The sequence below is a fragment of the Dyella jejuensis genome, assembly GCF_044904675.1.
GTDB classification, from domain to species: Bacteria; Pseudomonadota; Gammaproteobacteria; order Xanthomonadales; family Rhodanobacteraceae; genus Dyella_B; species Dyella_B jejuensis.
Genome location: NZ_JADIKJ010000002.1, coordinates 1 through 18,472 on the forward strand (window position 1 = coordinate 1; position 18,472 = coordinate 18,472).

An 18,472-nucleotide genomic window follows, 5' to 3' on the forward strand; every position below is an offset into this window, starting at 1 on the left:
ATCCGGCCCAGCTTCTTGATATCCAGGTGCAGCAGGTCACCGGGGGCGTCGTGTTCATAGCGGCGAATCGGCATCGGCGGCTGCAACGGTGGCAGTCGGTTCATGCCCTGGCTGGCGAGCCAACGTCGCACGGTGGAGACTGCTGCGGTGACGTGACCGGCCACCTCCCGAATGGTCTGGCGTTCGCTTCGTAGCGCGCACGCCTTGGCCCGTTGGTCGATCGTCAGGGACGCGCGCAATCGGCGCGGACGACTGGAACGATCCACCAATCCGGCTTGGCCTTCATCACGATAACGCGCCAGCCACTTGCGGGCCGTGCGNACCCCATGGGCCGCGATACGGATCATCAATCGCTTTCGACCTTGCAACGTCAATCGGGCATGCTTATGGCTGTTCATCCGGTTCCCTGGCGCGGGTTACTGATGTCTCGACAACCTCAGCTTCCTTCACCACAGCCGGATGAACAACCTATCGAATCGCAACACCTAGGGACCGATTGCCGCGTGCCACCGGGGCCCGCTTATTCACACAAATAAAACGCTTTCCCGCACATATCGCACATCAAGGTACAGATAGCATCCGCCTACCACCAAGGAGGCGATGCATGAAAGCGACCATGAAAGCATCGGAAGCCGATGACGCACGGTGAGTCCCTGCTGGAGCATGTGCGCAAAGACCTCGCCATCGATTATCCGATAGCCATGAAGTGCTCGACGTGGAAATCCATCTCTTGAGCGCCGTCGAACGGGAGTGACCATGTTGGAAAAGACCTATCCCTATTACCTGGCCAATCAGCCGCAGACCTCCAAGACCATGATGGAGGTCTACGACAAGTACAGCGGCAAGGTAGCCACCCGCGTGGCGGTACCCGAAGCGGATGCCACGGAAAAAGCGATCGAGGCGGCGGTGAAAGCCGCCGGCCCCATGAAGAATTTTCGCCCCTGGGCGCGACAGGCCGTGCTGCTGCATTGCGCCCAGCGCTTCGCCGAGCGGCGCGATGAACTGGCCATGGCGCTGTGTATCGAAGCGGGCAAGCCGATCAAGGACGCCAGCGGCGAAGTAACGCGCCTGATCGAAACCTTCCGCATTGCCGCCGAAGAAGCCGTGCGCGTTAACGGCGAGACGCTGAACCTCGAGCTGGCGTCGCGCCTGGACGGCTATCGCGGCTACACCCGGCGCATGCCGCTGGGGCCGGTGGCGTTCATCACGCCCTTCAACTTCCCATTGAACCTGGTCGCGCACAAAGTTGCGCCGGCTATCGCGGCGGGCTGCCCGTTCGTGTTGAAGCCCTCGGAGAAAACGCCGATCGGCGCATTGATCATCGGCGAAGTCCTGGCGGAAACGGACCTGCCCAAAGGCGCCTTCTCCATCCTTACGCTGGATGGCAAGCGCGCCGCGCCGCTGGTCGAGGACGAGCGCCTGAAGCTGCTTTCCTTCACCGGCGGACAGGTCGGCTGGGACCTGAAGGCGCAGGCCGGGCGCAAGAAGGTCACACTGGAACTTGGCGGCAATGCCGCGTGCATCGTCGATGCCGACCAGCAACCACGGCTGGACCAGGTGATCGAGCGATTGATCTTCGGCGCGTTTTACCAATCAGGGCAAAGCTGCATCAGCGTGCAGCGCATCTACGCGCACGCATCGATCTATGAGTTGCTGAAAAAGCATCTGGTCGAAGCCGTGAAGCAGCTGAAAGCGGGCGATCCGAAAAACAAAGACGTGTTCCTCGGCCCGATGATTGACGAAGCTGCCGCCGAACGCCTGGAAAACTGGATCGAGGAAGCGCGCAAGGCCGGTGGCAAGCTCCTGTGCGGCGGCAAGCGCAAGGGCAACATGCTCGAAGCCACCGTGATGGAAAACGTGCCCGACGACGCCAAGGTGAACCGCATGGAAGCCTTCGGCCCCTTTGTCCTGCTCGCGCCCTTCAAGCATATCGACGATGCCATCGACATGGTCAACGATTCGGACTTTGGCCTGCAGGCCGGCATTTTTACCGACAGCCTGGAGCACGCGATGCGCGCGTGGAACGAGCTGGAGCAAGGCGGCGTGATCGTCAACGACGTGCCCAGTTTCCGGGTGGACAACATGCCTTATGGCGGGGTGAAGCTTTCCGGCATCGGCCGCGAGGGCGTGCGTTATGCGATCGAGGACATGACCGAATTGCGCCTGATGGTGATGCGCGAAACCTGAGGCGCACGTACACGGGATGTCTCGTCACACGCCATCATCACTGCCCGTTGCGCTATCCCGCGGCAAGCGGCGCCATGGTGCGCAGCCTGGTGACGTCCCGCAGCGGCGGCGCGCCATGCTGGCGGCTGTATTCGCGGCTGAACTGCGAAGGACTTTCATAACCCACGCGGTGCGCCGCCGTGGCGACATCGCAGCCTTCCGTCAGCAGCAGGCGGCGTGCCTCGTGCAGGCGCAGCATCTTCTGGTATTGCAGCGGGCTCATCGCGGTGATCTCGCGGAAATGATGATGCAGCGACGACGCGCTCATGTTCACCATGCTGGCGAGATCGCTGATGCGCAGCGGCTTGTTGTAGTACTGCTTCAGCCATTGGATCGCCCGCGCGATCTGCTGCCCCTGCCCGCCCGCCGCCGCGATTTGCGCCAGGCTGGCGCCCTGCTCTCCGGTGAGCAGGCGATAGATCAGCTCGCGTTCGATCAAAGGCGCCAACAGCGGCAGGTCGCGCGGCGAATCGAGCAGGCGCACCAGGCGCAGCAGGGGATCGAGCACGTCCGTGCTGAGCGGGCTCAAGGCCAGCCCGCGCGCCGTGGCCGTGGCCGGCTTGGGCAGTTTCACCTCGGACAGCCATTCCCCGATGCGCACGGGATCCAGGCGCAAGGTCAGGCACAGGCATGGCTGCTGCGCAGAGGCGCGCATCACTTGCGCCGATACGGGCACGTCGATGGAATTGATCAGGTAATGGCCGTTTTCCTGCTCGAAGCGTTCCTCGCCCAGCAAGATATGCTTGTGACCTTGCAGCAATACGCCCAGGCAAGGCTCGTACATCGCGCAACTGCGATCGCTGGGCGAATCGGCCCGGAACAGCGAAAGTGCCGGCCACGCAGTCGGCGTGAGGCCTTCGGATCGCGCGTATCGTTCAACGATGGCTGTCAATTCCTCGCGATCCCGATCCAGGCGAGAAAATGGCTCGGCAGGCTTCAATTGGCTATTCATAAGCAAAACCCAACTTCAATGAACCGCGATAGATTGCCTGTTCCTACGGACGTTGGCGATCGTCCTGAACGCCATTTGCAGGATCATGCAAGCATTTCGCAGGATTCGGCTACCCGCGTTCGCACCGTGCTGCGCATACTTCCACGCTGTCGGCGCGTTCCTTGCGCACCGCCGCTCCATCTTCATCCTTGAAGGAGAAACCCATGGCTCTCGCTATCCGCGGCTACGCCGCGCAATCCGCCACCACACCGTTGGCACCGCATCGCTTCGAACGGCGCGAACCGCGCGCGGACGATGTGGTGATCGATATTCTTTATTGCGGCGTTTGCCATTCGGATATCCACCAGGCGCGCAACGAATGGGGCGGCAGCCATTACCCGATGGTGCCAGGACACGAGATCATCGGGCGCGTGGCCGCCGTGGGCGAACAGGTCACCGGGTTCAAGCCGGGCGAGCTGGTGGGCGTTGGCTGCATGGTCGACTCCTGCCAGCACTGCGATGCCTGCGCACAGGGCCTGGAGCAGTACTGCAAGGAAGTGGCCACCTTCACCTACAACAGCACCGACCGCCGCGACGGCCTGCCGACCTACGGCGGGTATTCCGAGCGCATCGTGGTGTCCGACAAGTTCGTGCTGCGCGTGCCCGATGGGCTCGACCCGAAATCGGCGGCGCCGCTGCTGTGCGCCGGCATCACCACCTGGTCGCCGCTGCGCCACTGGAAGATCGGCAAGGACCACAAGGTCGCCGTCGTCGGCCTGGGCGGCCTGGGCCACATGGGCCTGAAGTTCGCCAAGGCGCTGGGCGCGGAGGTCACGCTGTTCACCCGTTCGCCCGGCAAGGAGAAAGAAGCTCGCCGGCTCGGTGCCGATCACGTGGTGTTGTCCACCGACGCGAAGCAGATGGCGGCGGTTGCCGGGCGTTTCGATTTCATCCTCGACACAGTGCCCCATCAGCACGACCTCAATCCCTACCTGTCCACGCTGAAGCTGGACGGCGTCCATGTGCTGGTTGGACTGGTGGAGCCGATCGATCCTCCGGTGCATGCCGGCGGCCTGATCTTCGGCCGCCGCGCGCTGGCCGGCTCGCTGATCGGCGGCATACCGGAAACGCAGGAGATGCTGGATTTCTGCGCTGCGCACAATATCGGCGCGGACGTGGAAATGATCGATATCCAGCAGATCAACGAAGCCTATTCGCGCATGCTCAAGAGCGACGTGCGCTATCGCTTCGTGATCGACCTGGCTTCGCTGGAGCGCCAGGGCTGACGAGGTGCGCTGGCTGGATGGCAACGCGCCATCCAGCCAGCAGGAAACAGTCAGGCAGGGTACTCAGGGCGCCCCGTACCGGCTGGGCGGCGCACTCCAGCCCATCGCGCTGGAGATATGGTAAATGAGCACGCCGAGGTATTCGTGCAGGGCCAGGTCCGTCAGCGAAAGATTCAAGGCGTTCGGCCAGTGGGTGAGGCGTACATCTTCGTAATCGCCGCGCACCGGTGTCGCATCGATGCCGAAGTGCGTGAAATATATCTGTGCCCGGCGCAGATGCACCGCCGAGGACACCAGCACGATGCGTTGCGCCTGATAGGCCTTGAGCATCGGCTGCACGAACTGCGCGTTCTGCCACGTGTTCATGCTGCGCGTTTCCAGCAGCAGGTCCGTGCGTTCCACACCCATCGCCTGCAGCACTTCAGCGTAGGCCGTCGCCTCCGGAACGCCGTTGCGGAACGGATCGCCGCCGCTCACTACCAGTTTGCAATCGCCCTCGCTTTGTCGGCATGCGTGGTAGAGCGTGTAGGCCTCCAGGATGCGGCCATCGGCAAAGATGTTCGGCACCACTTGTCCGGTGCCGGCGACCTTGGTGGTACCTGATCCCAGCACCACGATCGCATTGCGCGGTGTCCAGGCGATATCCGGCCGCGTCGCATACGGCGCTTGCAGGTGCACGAGCAACCATGCCGGCAGCGGGCCGCAACTGGCGGCGATGAAAAGCACGCCGGCCAGCCCATAGCACAACCAGGACACATGGCGCCGGCCGAACCGCCCCACGACATAGCCAAGCAGGCAAAGCAGCAACAACAGGAGCAGCATGCGACGCATCCGTGTAAAAGGCGGCAGGGTAACCCAAGTCGTATGACCGTTGGCTGCGATTGGTTAACCTGCGCACATGAGTCCGATATGGCATTCCCTGGTCGCTGCCTGCCGCCACAGCGAGGACATTCGCAAGAGCCGCTTCCTGGCGCAGGCAATGCCGGTGGGCACGTCGCAGCAAGCGCTGGCTTACGTGCAGGAAGCGAGCGATCCATCCGCCACCCACAACTGCTGGGCCTATCGGATCGGCCAGGACTATCGCTTCAACGATGACGGCGAACCGGGCGGCACGGCTGGCCGGCCGATTCTGCAGGCTATCGAGGGACAAGGTATCGATCGCGTCGTCGTGCTGGTCACCCGCTGGTACGGCGGCATCAAGCTTGGCGCGGGTGGCCTGGCGCGCGCCTATGGCGGCACGGCGGCCGAATGCCTCCGCCTGGCCGAACGTGCGCCCATCGTGGCGATGGCGCGGCTGGGCGTGCGTTGCGAATTCGGCAACCTGCCGCGCATGAAAGCGCGCCTGAAGGATCTCGGCGCGGAGATCGAGCAGGAACATTTCGGAACCGATGGCGTAACGCTGCACATGCGGTTGCCAGAGGACCGCCTATCCGAAGCCCGGATGCGTATCGTCGATATCAGCCGTGGCCGCAGTGAGGCCTATCCGCTCGAATAAGGCATGGCGCAGTCATCGAAAACACCGACGGCCGCCTTGGTCGTGGCAGATCACTTATCTACACTCGCGATGTCATCGGCGTGCCGGCGCGAACGGCATGCCCATCCAAAGTGGGGACATCATGCATCGCCTGCCCGGCCTCGACCTGCTGCGCGCCATCGCCATCGTATGGGTGATGCTGTTCCATTCCTGGATCGTCGGCGCCCACCTGGGTTATCCGCTGCAAGGCATCGCCGACGATGGATGGATGGGCGTGGACCTGTTCTTCGTGCTCAGCGGTTATCTGATCGGCCATCAGTTGTTGCAGCCGTTGCGCCTGGGCGAACCGCTTGGCCTGGGCCAGTTCTACCGGCGCCGCGCATATCGCATCCTGCCTGCGTTCCTGGTCGTGCTCGCAGTGTATGCATGGTTCCCGGCCTGGCGCGAAGCGCCTGGCATGCAGCCTGTCTGGCAATTCCTGACCTTTACGCTGAATTTGCTGATCGACTACCAGCATAACCAGGCGTTCTCGCATGCATGGTCGCTGTGCGTCGAGGAGCAGTTCTATCTGGTCTTTCCGTTGCTGGCGTGGTGGTTGACGCGCCGCCCTTCGCGGCGCCTCGCGCTAGGCATCGGCGCGGTGGTGGTGGTCGGCGGCATGCTGGCGCGCGGCTTTGCGTCGTTTTACGGCAAGGATTATCTCGAAGCCATTTATTATCCGACCTATACCCGGCTCGACGGCTTGCTCGCGGGCGTGGCGTTGGCGGCGATCCAGGTGTATTTGCCCGTGCACTGGCAGCAGTTGCAGCGGCATGCCAATAAGTTGGCTGTCGCGGGCCTGGCGATCGCAGGCATAGCGATGTGGCTGTTCCGCGATCGCACCGCATGGATGCCCTCCGTCTTCGGCTTTCCGGTGCTTTCCTTCGGCATCGCCCTGCTGGTCATCGCCGCAACGAGCCGCCAGAGCATCGGGCGCTGGCGAGTACCCGGCGCCAGCTGGATCGCCGCGATGTCGTACAGCCTGTATCTCAGCCACAAGCTGGCCATGCATGCGACGGCCACGGCGCTGGCTGCTCGCCCGGACGTGCATGGTTGGAGTGCTTTCGCCTGCTACGCCATCGCCATCCTTGGCATCGGCGCCGCGCTGCACTATGGCGTGGAAAGGCCGATGCTGCGCCTACGCGACCGCGGCAACACCAAGCCGCTGGCGGCAATAAGCGGGCTGGAATCGCCGGCGGCGATTGAATCACCCGGCCAAAGCCCCATGTGAATCCGGTCCATATTGCGCCGAGACCTCATGAGCACGCCTCCAGCGAACGATCCCAAGCCGCCTCGCCGCATCGGCTCGCTGCGCCTGTTATGGCCCTTCGTTAAACCGCACCGCAAGCTGGCGATAGGCTGGCTGGTGTTCCTGGGCATCTCCTCGGGCGCCACGCTGGTACTGCCGATGGCGGTGCGGCATATGATCGACCACGGCTTTCGTGGTTCCAGCACGGTCGCCATCAACCACAGCTTCCTGGGTTTGTTCGCGGTGGCGCTGGTGATGGCCTTCGCCACCGCGGCGCGTTTCTACTGCATCTCGCTGCTGGGCGAACGCACGCTGGCGGCCTTGCGGTCGAAATTGTACGCGCACGTGATCCGCCTGGACGTCGGCTTCTACGAGCGCAATCGCGTCGGCGAACTGATCTCCCGGCTCGGTACCGATACCGAGGTCGTGCAGGCCCTGGTCGGCTCGGGTATCTCGGTGGCGCTGCGTAGCGCCGTGATGCTGGTGGGCGCGACGATCGCGATGATCTGGACCAGCCCGCGCCTGGCCGGACTCACGGCGCTGGTTATCCCGGCAGTGGTACTGCCGATCCTGATTTTCGGACGTCGCGTGCAGAAGCTTTCGCGTGCCAGTCAGGATCGTCTGGCGGATACGGCGGCGATTGCCAATGAAACGCTCAATGCGGCGCCGGCGGTCAAGGCCTATGCGCGCGAAGGCATCGAGAGCGCACGCTATGCCCAGGCCATCGACCGCGCCCTGGCCATGGCGCGCCGGCGTATCAGCATGCGCACCATGCTTACCGCGGTGGTGATCGTGCTGTTCTTCGGCGCGATTACGCTGGTGCTGTGGGCAGGCGCGCGCGACGTACTGGCCGGCACGCTGGACGCTGGCGTACTGGCGCAGTTCGTGGTGTACGCGATGCTTTCCGGTGGCTCGATGATGGGCCTCTCCGACGTATGGGGCGATGTGTTGCGGGCCGCTGGCGCAATGGAACGGATCGGCGAATTGTTCGGCGAGCAGGCAACGATCGCGGACCCGCCGCATCCGTCGGCGTTGCCGCAACCGGTACGCGGTGCGCTGCGTTTCGAGGGCGTCCAATTCCACTACCCCACACGACCGGATGCACCCGCGCTGCATCATTTCGATCTGGATATCCGGCCGGGCGAAACGGTGGCATTGGTTGGACCTTCCGGCGCAGGCAAGAGCACGGTATTTGCCTTGCTGCTGCGCTTCTATGATCCGCAACGCGGGCGCATCACCTTCGACGGCGTCGATCTGCGCGCGCTGACCTTGCCTGGATTGCGCGGCGCGATCGCGCTGGTGCCGCAGGAAACGGTGATCTTCGGCGGCACCGCCGCCGACAACATCCGCTTCGGCCGGCAAGATGCCAGCGACGAGGAAGTGCGGTCCGCCGCCCGCGCCGCCGAGGCGCACGACTTCATCCAACTGCTGCAGGACGGTTACGGCGCGGAACTGGGCGAACGCGGCGTGCGCCTGTCCGGTGGCCAGCGCCAGCGCATTGCCATTGCGCGTGCGATCCTGCGCAATGCGCCCCTGCTGTTGCTGGACGAAGCCACTTCGTCGCTGGATGCGCAATCGGAAGCAGCCATCCAGCAAGCCCTGGAACGGCTGGAAAAAGGCCGCACGACGCTGGTGATCGCCCATCGCCTGGCGACCGTGCAACGTGCGGATCGCATCGTCGTGATGGATGGCGGCCGCATCGTGGCGCAAGGCACGCATGAAAGCCTGTTGGCGGAACAAGGCTTGTATGCCGAACTGGCAAGATTGCAGTTCGTGGTCTGAAGGGCCGTCGCCCGCGTATCGGCATCAAACCGGCTGCGCGCGCCCGTGCATGGATGGATGCCGCGGGAATCCCTGAAAAGAGAAAGCCCCGCACGAGGCGAGGCTTTCCCGGAACTGCATACGACGGGTTGATCAGACCGCGAGTTCGACCCCTGAAGCCTGGGCACCCTTGGGGCCCTGGGTAACTTCGAACTTCACGCGCTGGCCTTCCTGCAAGCTACGGAAGCCCTTGGAATTGATCGCTGAGAAGTGGACAAACACGTCCTCCCCGCCGTCCTCGGGTGCGATGAATCCGAAACCCTTGGCGTCGTTGAACCACTTGACCGTACCGAAACGCATTGCGTGAACCTCTGAATCTAAGGACTGGATGCACCAAGTCTTTGCGAGAACCACCTCTACCCCTAGGTCCGCCGCCCCTGGCACGGGAGAAAGTATCTGCATGTTTTCAGTTAAAGCGCAATATGCGCCTGCGTCAGGCTCGATCCAGGCCTGGCCGGCTGCTTAGCTTTTGAGCAGTTCGGCCAGGATCGGCGGCACCGCCTCGGTGGCCGCCTTCAGGTGCGCGAAGATTTCCTCGATGCTGATTTCTGCCTCGTCCCCGCAGCCGGCGGCAAAATTGGCAACCAGGGCCAGGCACGCATAATCGAGCCCCAGCTCGCGCGCCAACGCTGCCTCGGGCATGCCGGTCATGCCGACCAGATCGCAGCCGTCGCGCTTCATGCGGGCGATCTCCGCGCGGGTTTCCAGGCGCGGGCCCTGGGTAGCGCCGTAGCAGCCGCCGTCGATCGCGGCAATGCCCGCTTTGTTTGCCGCATCGAGCAGGGCCAGGCGCAGCGAGGCCGTGTACGGTTCACTGAAATCGATATGCCTGACTTCGGCGCCGTCCACGTCGCAGAAGCTGGTAAAACGGCCATGGGTATAGTCGATGACCTGGTCCGGCACCACGATCACGCGCGGCCCCATATCGCCACGGATCCCCCCCACCGCATTGACGCCGACGACCTGGCGCGCGCCCAGGTGGTGCAACGCCCACAGGTTGGCGCGGTAGTTCACCCGGTGCGGAGGCAAGCTATGGCTTTCGCCATGGCGCGCAAGAAAGGCGATGCGCCGGCCGGCGAAGTCCCCGGTCACTACGTCGCCGGAAGCCGGCCCATACGGGGTATCGATGCGCTGGCGCGAGGTGTTGGTCAGGCCCGGGAATTGGTACAGGCCGCTGCCGCCGATCACGGCCAAGTCGATGGGATGGGTCATAAAGGATTCCAGAACAGGAAACAAAGAAGCGACGAGCGGCGTTGGAATGCGGCGATGCAAAAACGATGCGTTTGAGGCGGGCAGGAAGTGCCTGCTCCTGCATCACTTCAACGCATAGATCCCCGGCAGGTTCCGGCCTTGCTCGTAATAATCCATGCCATAACCGAACACATAGCGATCGGGCAATTCGACCCCGTTGAAATCGCTCTGGATCCCTTCGACGCAGCGGCCATGCAGCTTGCGACACAACGTCGCCACCAGCACGCGCCGGGCTCCGCGGCGCAAGCAATCGTCGCGCACCGCCTTGAGAGTGTGGCCTTCGTCGAGAATGTCATCCACCAGCAGCACGGTGCGTCCCTGCAGCGACGCCGTGGGTTCGCGCAGCCAGTGCAATTGGCTGCCGGCGGTCGTGCCGCGATAGCGGGTGGCATGCACGTAGTCAAACTCCAGGTCGGTGCGGATCGACAACGCCAGTTGGCCGCCGAACATCAACGCGCCGTTCATCACGGTAAGGAACACCGCGCGCTCGCCGTCGAGCGCCACATCGATGGCACGTCCCATGTCGGCGATCAGCGTATCCAGTTCCTCGCGTTCGAACAGGATGTCGGCGTTGAGCAGCGCGGCGGCCAGGGTCGGCACCGCCGGGGTTGGCTGGGATGAATGCATGGCGGAATCCTCACTGATCCAGGGCGGTGATGCGGCCGACAAAGCGGTCGCGTTGCGGATTGTCGAGCAGACCGGCCCAACTGGCGCCGATAGCGCCGCGCAAGCTTGCCATACGCTGCTGGCTGGCGCGGGAAGGTTCGGGCATGGCGGCCATTGCCTCCTCCACCACCTCGGGGAAACACGCCAGGACCAGGTCGCAGCCGGCTTCCAGGTGCCCGCGCACACGTTCGGCGATGCCGCCGGCAATGCCGGCCGCGGCCATGCTGATGTCGTCGCTGATCACGACGCCCTGGAAACCGAGTTGTTCGCGCAAGATCGTCTGGATCCAGCGGCGGGAATAGCCGGCCGGCCGGTCGTCCACGGCGGGATAGACCACGTGCGCCATCATGACGGCTTCGGCATGCGCCGGAAACGCTTCCAGGAACGGCCGCAGATCATGGCGCTGGATCTGTTCCCATGGCCGCGGGTCGATCGCCTGCGCCTTGTGTGTGTCCGTCGCTACCGAACCATGGCCGGGAAAATGCTTGAGCACGGCGGCCATGCCGCCGAGGTGCATGCCACGCACGTAAGCCTGGAGCAGTTCGCCGGCAATGTCCGGATCGGCATGGAACGCGCGCATACCGATGGCTTCGTTGCCGCGCGCCAGGTCGGCCACCGGGGCGAAACTGAAATCAATACCGCTGGCGCGCAGCTCGCTGGCCATGACCCAGGCATGTTCCTCGGCCAGGCGCACGGCCTGGGCGGGGTCGCGATCGTACACGGCACCGATCTTCGCCAGCGCGGGCAAGCGCGTGAAGCCGTCGCGGAAGCGCTGCACAGGACCGCCTTCCTGGTCGACGGCGATCAGGCAGGCGTCGCCGGCCACCTCGCGGATCGATTCCACCAAGGCCAGCAACTGATCGCGGCCGGTGTAATTGCGCGAAAACAGAATGACGCCGGCAACTCCGCGCGCGGTCAGCCATGCCCGCTCGTGTGGCAGCAACGTGGTTCCAGCGATACCAATCAACAACATCAGGCCGTCCCCGGTGTTGCATCGAGTGCATCGCGCTCGACCGCATTCCAATGGACGAACGGACGTTCGATCAGATTCACGTTGTAGTAGCGCGCCAGTTCGCTGACTTCACGACCCAGCCAGGCCGGACGCGGAAAAACGGCATCGACGGCAGGCAATTCGATTTCGGCCACGACCAGCCCGCGATTGTCGCCGAGGAATTCGTCGATCTCGAACAGCCAGCCGTCGATCTCGACATGGTGGCGGATTTTTTCCAGCACGCTATCGCACAAGGTTCCAAGCATGGATTGCGCATCCGCCAGCGGCAGCGGCAATTCGTATTCGGCGCGCGACACGCCTAGCTCCACCGACTTGATGTTGAGCCAAGCCTGTTCGCCACTGACGCGCACGCGCACCGATGCGCGCGCGGCGCCTTCGCGCAGGGCACGCACACCGACCAGGTAGCCCTGCGCGATGGACATGCTGTGCGTTACCGACGTTCGCCAATCATCGCTGGCGAGCAGAAACTTGCGTTCGATCTCGATACCCATGCGCCGATGTTACCTGCGTTCGAACAACACAATGGATTCCACGTGGGCGGTATGCGGGAACATGTCCATCACACCGGCCGACCGCAAGCGAAATCCATGCTGACCAACCAGGATGCCGGCATCGCGCGCGAGCGAGGCCGGATGGCAGGAAACGTAGACGATGCGCCCGGTGTCCTTGTGCGGCAGGTAATCGAGCACCTTGTCCGCGCCGGCGCGCGGCGGATCGAGCAGCAGCTTGTCCCAGGGCTTGCGCGCCCATTCGCTGCTGCGCTGGTCTTCGAACAGGTTCGCAACATGGAAATGGGCGTTGGCGATGCCGTTGCGCGCGGCGTTCTCGGCGGCGCGCGCCACTAATCCATGCTCGCCTTCCACGCCGGTGACTTCAGCCACGCGGCGCGCCAGCGGCAAGGTGAAATTGCCCAGGCCGCAAAACAGGTCCAGCACCCGATCCTGCGCTTGTGGATCGAGCAGTTCCAGCGTGCGCGCCATCATGCGGCGATTCATGCCGGCGTTCACCTGCACGAAGTCCAGCGGCTGGAATTCCAGTTCGACATCATCGATGCCCAGGCCCACCGGAATGCGGAACGCAAGCCGCGGGTGCTCGGGCCACAACGCATGCACGCTGCTCACGCCGCCGGGCTGCAGGTAGATCGCGAAACCATGTTGTTGTCCGAACGCGATCAACTTTGTGCGATCGCTTTCGCTCAACGGCTTGAGGTGACGGAAAACCAGCGCAACCGTTTCGTCGCCGGCGGCGAATTCGATCTGCGCGATATCGGCTGCCGCATCCATGCCGCCGACCAGTTCGCCGAGCAGGCCGATCTTCGGGCCCAAGGCGGGGTGGACAACATCGCAGTGCGATATATCGGCAACGAAACGCGGATTGCTTTCTTCGCGAAAGCCAACCAGCACCCGCCCTTTCTTGGCTACCGCGCGTACCGACAGGCGTCCTTTGCGGCGATAGCCCCACGGCTCGTCGGTAAGCGGCGGCAGCCAGCTTTCGGGTTCCACTTTGCCGATGCGCGCAAAGTTATCCATCAGCACACGTTGCTTGGCTTCGATCTGCGCGGCGGCGTCCAGGTGCTGCAACGAACAGCCGCCGCATTGCCCGAAATGACCGCAGCGCGGCGCCACGCGATGGGGCGACGGCGTAATCACCTGGATGGTTTCGGCTTCGTCGAAATGGCGGTGGCGTTTGCGCATGCGCATGCGCACCTGCTCGCCGAGCAGCGCGCCACTGACGAATACCGTTTTGCCGTCGATCCGGGCGACGCCCCGTCCGTCGTGGCTCAAATCGGTAATGGAGACTTCAAACTCGTTCATCGCACTCTTGGAAAGCATCGCGCCCGGACCGGCCGATCCAGGCGAATGAAAAGGAAATGGATTCGAAGCACGGCAGTCATCCGGGCTACTGGCGCATGATACCAGCCGGCACCCGTCCGCTCGCCTAGCGTTCCGCGGTGGCGCCCTGCACCGCCGCCTTGAGGCGATGCAGCAGTTGCGGCCATTCGATCCGGGATTGATTGCCCACCACGCGCAGATAGGGCAAGCCGCTGCCTTCAACAACGGTATAGCCATTGGCATCTGTTGCCAGGCCGCTCATGCTGCACACGCCGTCATGCAAGTTGCTGTTGAGCCCGATCCGTTTGTAGCTGGCGGCCTTGAAAAGCTTCAGCACCGCGCCTTGCAGGCCGTTGACAGGACTTCCGCCGGTAAGCACGGAAAGGTTGTTGGCGGCACGTAGACTGATCTTTCCGCCGCCCTGGGCAAGCAGGGCGGCCTGGAACGCCACCGGGCCGCCGCCCGCGAGTTGCAGGCCATTGATCGAGCCATCCAGTTGTCCCGTCATGTCACCGAAGTTGAACGTGCTGGTGAGCGCGGCCAGGTCCAGCCGGTGCAACGTGAGATTGCCCATCAGCACGGCATCGGCGCTCAACGGCTGCTGCACGGCAAGCTGCCCAAGCACGGCCGTACCATTGAAAGCCTTGATCGTCAGCGCGCCGTCCAAGGCGTAGCGATCGCCGGTCCACTGCACGGAGGAAATCGTGCCGTCCAGCGTACCGGCAAATGGCGTCCAGCCCAGTGTCTGGTCGAGCGCCGCCATGTCGATGCCAGCCACGCTGGCGGCAACATTCAAACGCTCGGACTTTGGTGCGGCGGGATACCATGCCAGCGCACTGAGTCGCACTTGTCCCTTCAGCAGCGACAGGTCCAGCGGCGACTGCAGAATCAGGCCGCCGCCATGGCTGCGCCAGCGCGATTGCCCCGCGCCCAGGTCCAGCTGGTGCAGCGTCAGGTGGTCCCAGGCGAGCGTGGTCGCCGGCTTGTCGCCTTGCGCGGACCAGTCCAGTTCGCCGCGCAGGCCATTAGCCTGTAGCAGGCCACTGCTATCGGCGATGTCGAGTCCGTCGGTATGGAAGGCGAAGCTGCGCCAGTTGTCGGCGGCGTAATCGACGTGCCCGCTGAGCTGTCCGGCGCTATGCAAGTCGGGTACGGCGGCGCTGTCGAGCCATGGCTGGCCGTATCGATCGTAGGCGGCAGGAAAGCGCGCCTGGAAACGGTCCAGTTTCAGTTTTTGCAAATTGCCCTTCGCGTCGATGGCGAGCACGCCATCCAGCTGGAGCGCGTCGGCATCATCCAAATGCAACCGGGTGATGTTCAGTGCACCGCGTTCGGAGCTAGCGTCGAAATCAAGCACTACGTCGTGGGCAGGCAGGTGCGCATGCACCGGCCCGAGCTGTAGCTCCCCGCCATGTATGCCGCCATTGAGGGCCAGTTGTGCCGGATGGGACGTGGCATCGAGCGAGAAACGCGCCCGAGCGGCCAGGCCCTGCCCCGCGATAGTGCCTGAGGGGGTGGCGTATTTGAGGTCGGATACGGTGAAATCGCCGGACGATTGGAAACCCTCGTTGCGCATGTCCACGGCAAGCTCGGCATCCAGCTTGCCTCCTGCGATGCGCATGCCGGTCCAGACCGTGCCAAGCAGTCCCTGCACCCAGCCAGCAGGCAGGCTGCGTAGATTGACCTGGGCGTGAGTTGGCTGGTCCAGCGGAAAGGCTGTGTCGATATGCGCCGGGCCCTGGTCGGCGTCGACCTGCAATGTGTTGGCGGAGGCGTCCACCACCACGTTGACCGCGGCATTGCCAAGCGCGCCACCGGGCACATCGATGAGCCGCAACGTGCCGCTGAACACCCAGCGCATCTGTAGATCGCGGCGCAGGTTGCCGTCCAGGGCCAGGCCGATCCGCCGCCAGCCGAGGCTGGGAATGTCCGCTTTGCCTGCGTGGAGGCTGAGCTGCAACGTATCCGGGTCGGCGCCGGGCATGAGCTTTGCCCGCACATCGAACAAGCTGCCGCCTGGCAGGTCGATCCGTTTGGCCATCACGACGGTATCCGCCCAGGCGGGCGCCGTCCACGAGAGGACCAGGATGGCGTAGAGGATGATCAGACGGCAGGATGTGCAAAACATGTCAGCCCATTCTGCCAAACTAAGCTGAACGATGTGGACACAATCCCATGCCGTATTCCGACCGTCCCTGCGTCAAGCCCAGCGTTCTGGTAGCCGATGACGATGCGATCAGCCGCAGCTTTCTGGGCGAGGCGTTGAGCCAGCTCGGCGTCAACGTCGCGCTAGCCGCGGATGGCGGCGAAGCCCTGCAACTGGCGCGCGACGAATCTTTTGATCTGCTGATACTCGACTGCCGGATGCCACTCGCCGGGGCGCTCGAGGTATTGGCCGCCCTGCGCCAGGACCCGTCGGCCGGATCGGTGGGCACCCCCGCCATCGCCAGTAGCGCCGAACTCGATACCCACGAGCAGCGCGCCTTGCTGGCTGCTGGCTTCGATGCCGTACTGCTCAAGCCCTGTGGAATGCAGGAGCTGCAAGACGCCTTGGCGCTGGCCGCACCCCAACCCCGGCACCTGCCTTTGCTGGACGACGAGCTCGCCTTGCGTGCCAGCGGTACACCCGCCGTAGTGCAAGCATTACGCGGCCTGTTCCGGCAGGAACTGCAGACGCTTTGCCTGGAACTGGATGACTTGGGTACGGATGCCAAGGCGCTGGAAGCGCGTTTGCACAAACTGCGCTCATCGTGCGGCTTCTGCGGCGCGGCATCGTTATCCGGACAGATCGTTTCCTTGCAGCGTCACCTGCGGCTGGGCCATCGCGGCGCGATGTTGCCGCTGATGGACTTCCGGCGCGCGCTGCTGCGGACAAGCGAGGCACTGGAAACGCCATAAACCCGTCAGCGACGGGTGAGCGCGCCGCGCAAGACCCGCCATGCACGCAGCTCGACGCCGCCCAGGTGAAACCGGATCAATGCGCGCATCATGCCGCGCAGGGCATGCAATCCCTGCGGATCGGGCATCCGGTCTTCAAGCAGTGCGCGCAGATCGCCCCCGCGCAAGGCATGCGGATCGTTGGCGCGGCACAATACCGGGCCATGCTCCGGACGATACGCATACAACGCATCGGCCTGCAGCGGTTCACCGCTATCTGCATCGGTATCGAGCTGCAGCGCATAGCCGAGCGCGGCCAGCAGGTCGCGCTCGAAACGCCGTAATTGCCACGCCAGCGCTTCTCCGGCAGCCAGGCGTGCAAGCGTCTGTGCATAGGCAGCATAGAGCGAAGCGTGCGGGTCCTGGCGCTCGGTCAAACGCACCACTAACTCGTTGACGTAAAGGCCGGCAATACCCGCATCACCCACGAGCCGCAGCGGCAGCGCCGCGGATTCGGCTCCGCGCAGGGAGGCCAGTTCGCCGCGCATGTGCAGATCCAGCACCAACGGCTGGAACGGCTCGAGCTGCGAGCGCTGGAGGCGGCTTCGCTGGCTTCGCACGCCGCGAGCCACCACGCCGAGGCGGCCGTGGTCGCGGGTCAGGCATTCGAGCAGCAGCGACGTTTCCCGATAAGGGCGCGTATGCAGCACATAGGCTGGTTGCTGTTCGAGGAACATGGATAGCCGCAGGTGTAAGCGAGACCGTTGCGCCCTGCTCTTCGCCTGTCAGTCGGTATAGCCAAATTGCTTGAGGACAGCTTCGTCGTCTACCCAGCCCTCGCGCACCTTGACCCATAGCTTGAGAAATACCTTGCGGTCGAACATGCGCTCCATGTGGCGCCGCGCCGCGGTACCGATGGCTTTCAGCTGCGCGCCGCCCTGGCCGATGACGATGGCTTTCTGGCCATCGCGCTCCACCCAGACCACGGCATGGATTTCCGCTACCCCGTCCGGACGGTCCACGAACTGTTCGATCTCCACGGTGGTGGCGTAAGGCAATTCCTGGTCCAGCCGCAGCATCAGTTGTTCGCGCACCATTTCGGCCGCCAGGAAGCGTTCGCTGCGATCGGTGATTTCGTCTTCGCCGAACATCGGCGCGCGCACCGGCAACCGGTCGAGGATATCGCGGCTCAATGCATCCAGGCCCTTGCGCTTGAGCGCACTGACATAGTGGATGGCATCGAAATGATGTTTTTCGGATAGCTCGGCGACGAAGGGCAACAAGGCGGTCTTGTCCTTGCTGAGGTCGACCTTGTTGATGACCAGCAGGCGCGGGATCTTCTGTTCGGCAAGGGCTTCGTAAAGTGCTTCGTCCTCATCCGTCCAGCGTCCTGCCTCGATGACCTGGGCAGCCAGTTCCACCTCGCCGATGGCAGAACGCACGGCGCGGTTGAGGCTGCGGTTCATGGCGCGCTTGGCGCCGCGATGCAGGCCGGGTGTATCGACGTAGAGAATCTGGCCTGCTTCGCTGGTGGCGATGCCCAGGATCCGATGGCGAGTGGTCTGCGGCCGCGGGCTGACGATCGACAGGCGAAAACCGATCAGCGCGTTGAGCAAGGTCGACTTGCCCACGTTCGGCCGGCCGGCCAGCGCCACGAAGCCGCAGCGGAAATTTGGATGCGGCAACTCGTTTTCGGCGATCTCATCGCGTTCGTCGTTCATGGTACGCAGGCACTCTTCGATAGGCGGGGACAAGCATGGCGCCGCGCGCTCGCGAACGCCACTGGATAGCGCGATGCGCCAGCAAAC

General features: G+C 63.9%; 17 protein-coding genes and 2 pseudogenes. 6 read left to right on the forward strand and 13 right to left on the reverse strand.

Annotated elements, in window-relative coordinates:
* Positions 1–107: pseudogene (locus ISP15_RS01615) on the reverse strand (IS481 family transposase); the annotation flags it as partial.
* 69 nt (positions 108–176) lie between these two features.
* Positions 177–398: pseudogene (locus tag ISP15_RS01620) on the reverse strand (leucine zipper domain-containing protein); the annotation flags it as partial.
* A 358-nt stretch (positions 399–756) separates the two neighbouring features.
* Between ISP15_RS01620 and ISP15_RS01625 the strand changes: the two are divergent.
* Positions 757–2,187: an aldehyde dehydrogenase family protein gene (locus ISP15_RS01625; protein WP_404544378.1), complete on the forward strand. Its 1,431-nt coding sequence runs from the start codon at positions 757–759 to the stop codon at positions 2,185–2,187.
* Between the two features lie 52 nt (positions 2,188–2,239).
* On the opposite strand, the gene ISP15_RS01630 is transcribed toward ISP15_RS01625, so the two are convergent.
* Positions 2,240–3,178, reverse strand: coding sequence for an AraC family transcriptional regulator (locus ISP15_RS01630; protein WP_404544380.1), 939 nt, complete (start codon positions 3,176–3,178; stop codon positions 2,240–2,242).
* A 203-nt stretch (positions 3,179–3,381) separates the two neighbouring features.
* Here ISP15_RS01630 and ISP15_RS01635 point away from each other — a divergent pair, with 203 nt between their 5' ends.
* Positions 3,382–4,443: an NAD(P)-dependent alcohol dehydrogenase gene (locus tag ISP15_RS01635; RefSeq protein WP_404544382.1), complete on the forward strand. Its 1,062-nt coding sequence runs from the start codon at positions 3,382–3,384 to the stop codon at positions 4,441–4,443.
* Between the two features lie 63 nt (positions 4,444–4,506).
* Here the strand turns inward: ISP15_RS01635 and ISP15_RS01640 are convergent, their stop codons facing one another.
* On the reverse strand, positions 4,507–5,265 hold the full coding sequence (locus tag ISP15_RS01640) for a YdcF family protein (protein ID WP_404544384.1): 759 nt from the start codon (positions 5,263–5,265) through the stop codon (positions 4,507–4,509).
* Between the two features lie 76 nt (positions 5,266–5,341).
* On the opposite strand from ISP15_RS01640, the gene ISP15_RS01645 reads away from it, so the two are divergent.
* From ISP15_RS01645 to ISP15_RS01655, 3 genes are all read left to right on the forward strand, one after another.
* Positions 5,342–5,938: an IMPACT family protein gene (locus ISP15_RS01645; protein WP_404544386.1), complete on the forward strand. Its 597-nt coding sequence runs from the start codon at positions 5,342–5,344 to the stop codon at positions 5,936–5,938.
* A 97-nt stretch (positions 5,939–6,035) separates the two neighbouring features.
* Entirely contained in the window at positions 6,036–7,187 is a 1,152-nt protein-coding gene (locus ISP15_RS01650) for an acyltransferase family protein (protein ID WP_404544388.1), read from the forward strand.
* 27 nt (positions 7,188–7,214) lie between these two features.
* A complete protein-coding gene (locus ISP15_RS01655) occupies positions 7,215–8,987 on the forward strand; it encodes an ABC transporter transmembrane domain-containing protein (protein WP_404544391.1) in 1,773 nt (590 codons plus the stop codon).
* 132 nt (positions 8,988–9,119) lie between these two features.
* On the opposite strand, the gene ISP15_RS01660 is transcribed toward ISP15_RS01655, so the two are convergent.
* The 7 genes from ISP15_RS01660 to ISP15_RS01690 form a co-directional block, all read right to left on the reverse strand.
* A complete protein-coding gene (locus ISP15_RS01660; protein ID WP_126672720.1) occupies positions 9,120–9,326 on the reverse strand; it encodes a cold-shock protein in 207 nt (68 codons plus the stop codon).
* A 162-nt stretch (positions 9,327–9,488) separates the two neighbouring features.
* Positions 9,489–10,238: an S-methyl-5'-thioinosine phosphorylase gene (locus ISP15_RS01665; protein ID WP_404544394.1), complete on the reverse strand. Its 750-nt coding sequence runs from the start codon at positions 10,236–10,238 to the stop codon at positions 9,489–9,491.
* Positions 10,239–10,340: 102 nt separating this feature from the next.
* On the reverse strand, positions 10,341–10,904 hold the full coding sequence (locus tag ISP15_RS01670; RefSeq protein ID WP_404544395.1) for a hypoxanthine-guanine phosphoribosyltransferase: 564 nt from the start codon (positions 10,902–10,904) through the stop codon (positions 10,341–10,343).
* Positions 10,905–10,914: 10 nt separating this feature from the next.
* The gene (gene nagZ / locus ISP15_RS01675) at positions 10,915–11,916 is read right to left on the reverse strand and encodes a beta-N-acetylhexosaminidase (protein WP_404544397.1); all 1,002 of its coding nucleotides are present in this window, start codon (positions 11,914–11,916) and stop codon (positions 10,915–10,917) included.
* Positions 11,916–12,446 carry a CYTH domain-containing protein gene (locus tag ISP15_RS01680; RefSeq protein ID WP_404544399.1) on the reverse strand — a complete coding sequence of 177 codons (531 nt, stop codon included), beginning with the start codon at positions 12,444–12,446 and terminating at the stop codon, positions 11,916–11,918. The genes nagZ and ISP15_RS01680 overlap by 1 nt, the downstream gene beginning before the upstream one ends.
* Positions 12,447–12,455: 9 nt before the next feature.
* Positions 12,456–13,769, reverse strand: a complete 1,314-nt coding sequence (gene rlmD, locus ISP15_RS01685; RefSeq protein WP_404544401.1) for a 23S rRNA (uracil(1939)-C(5))-methyltransferase RlmD — start codon at positions 13,767–13,769, stop codon at positions 12,456–12,458.
* 124 nt (positions 13,770–13,893) lie between these two features.
* Positions 13,894–15,915, reverse strand: a complete 2,022-nt coding sequence (locus ISP15_RS01690) for a translocation/assembly module TamB domain-containing protein (protein WP_404544405.1) — start codon at positions 15,913–15,915, stop codon at positions 13,894–13,896.
* Positions 15,916–15,962: 47 nt separating this feature from the next.
* On the opposite strand from ISP15_RS01690, the gene ISP15_RS01695 reads away from it, so the two are divergent.
* Complete coding sequence (locus ISP15_RS01695; RefSeq protein ID WP_404544408.1) at positions 15,963–16,685, forward strand: response regulator; 723 nt, start codon at positions 15,963–15,965, stop codon at positions 16,683–16,685.
* Between the two features lie 5 nt (positions 16,686–16,690).
* On the opposite strand, the gene recO is transcribed toward ISP15_RS01695, so the two are convergent.
* Together recO and era are read right to left on the reverse strand one after the other, a co-directional pair.
* Positions 16,691–17,401 (reverse strand): DNA repair protein RecO, encoded by a 711-nt coding sequence (recO, locus tag ISP15_RS01700; protein ID WP_404544411.1) that lies wholly within the window; start codon positions 17,399–17,401, stop codon positions 16,691–16,693.
* Positions 17,402–17,449: 48 nt separating this feature from the next.
* Entirely contained in the window at positions 17,450–18,385 is a 936-nt protein-coding gene (gene era, locus ISP15_RS01705) for a GTPase Era (RefSeq protein ID WP_404544414.1), read from the reverse strand.
* Positions 18,386–18,472: the final 87 nt, after the last annotated feature.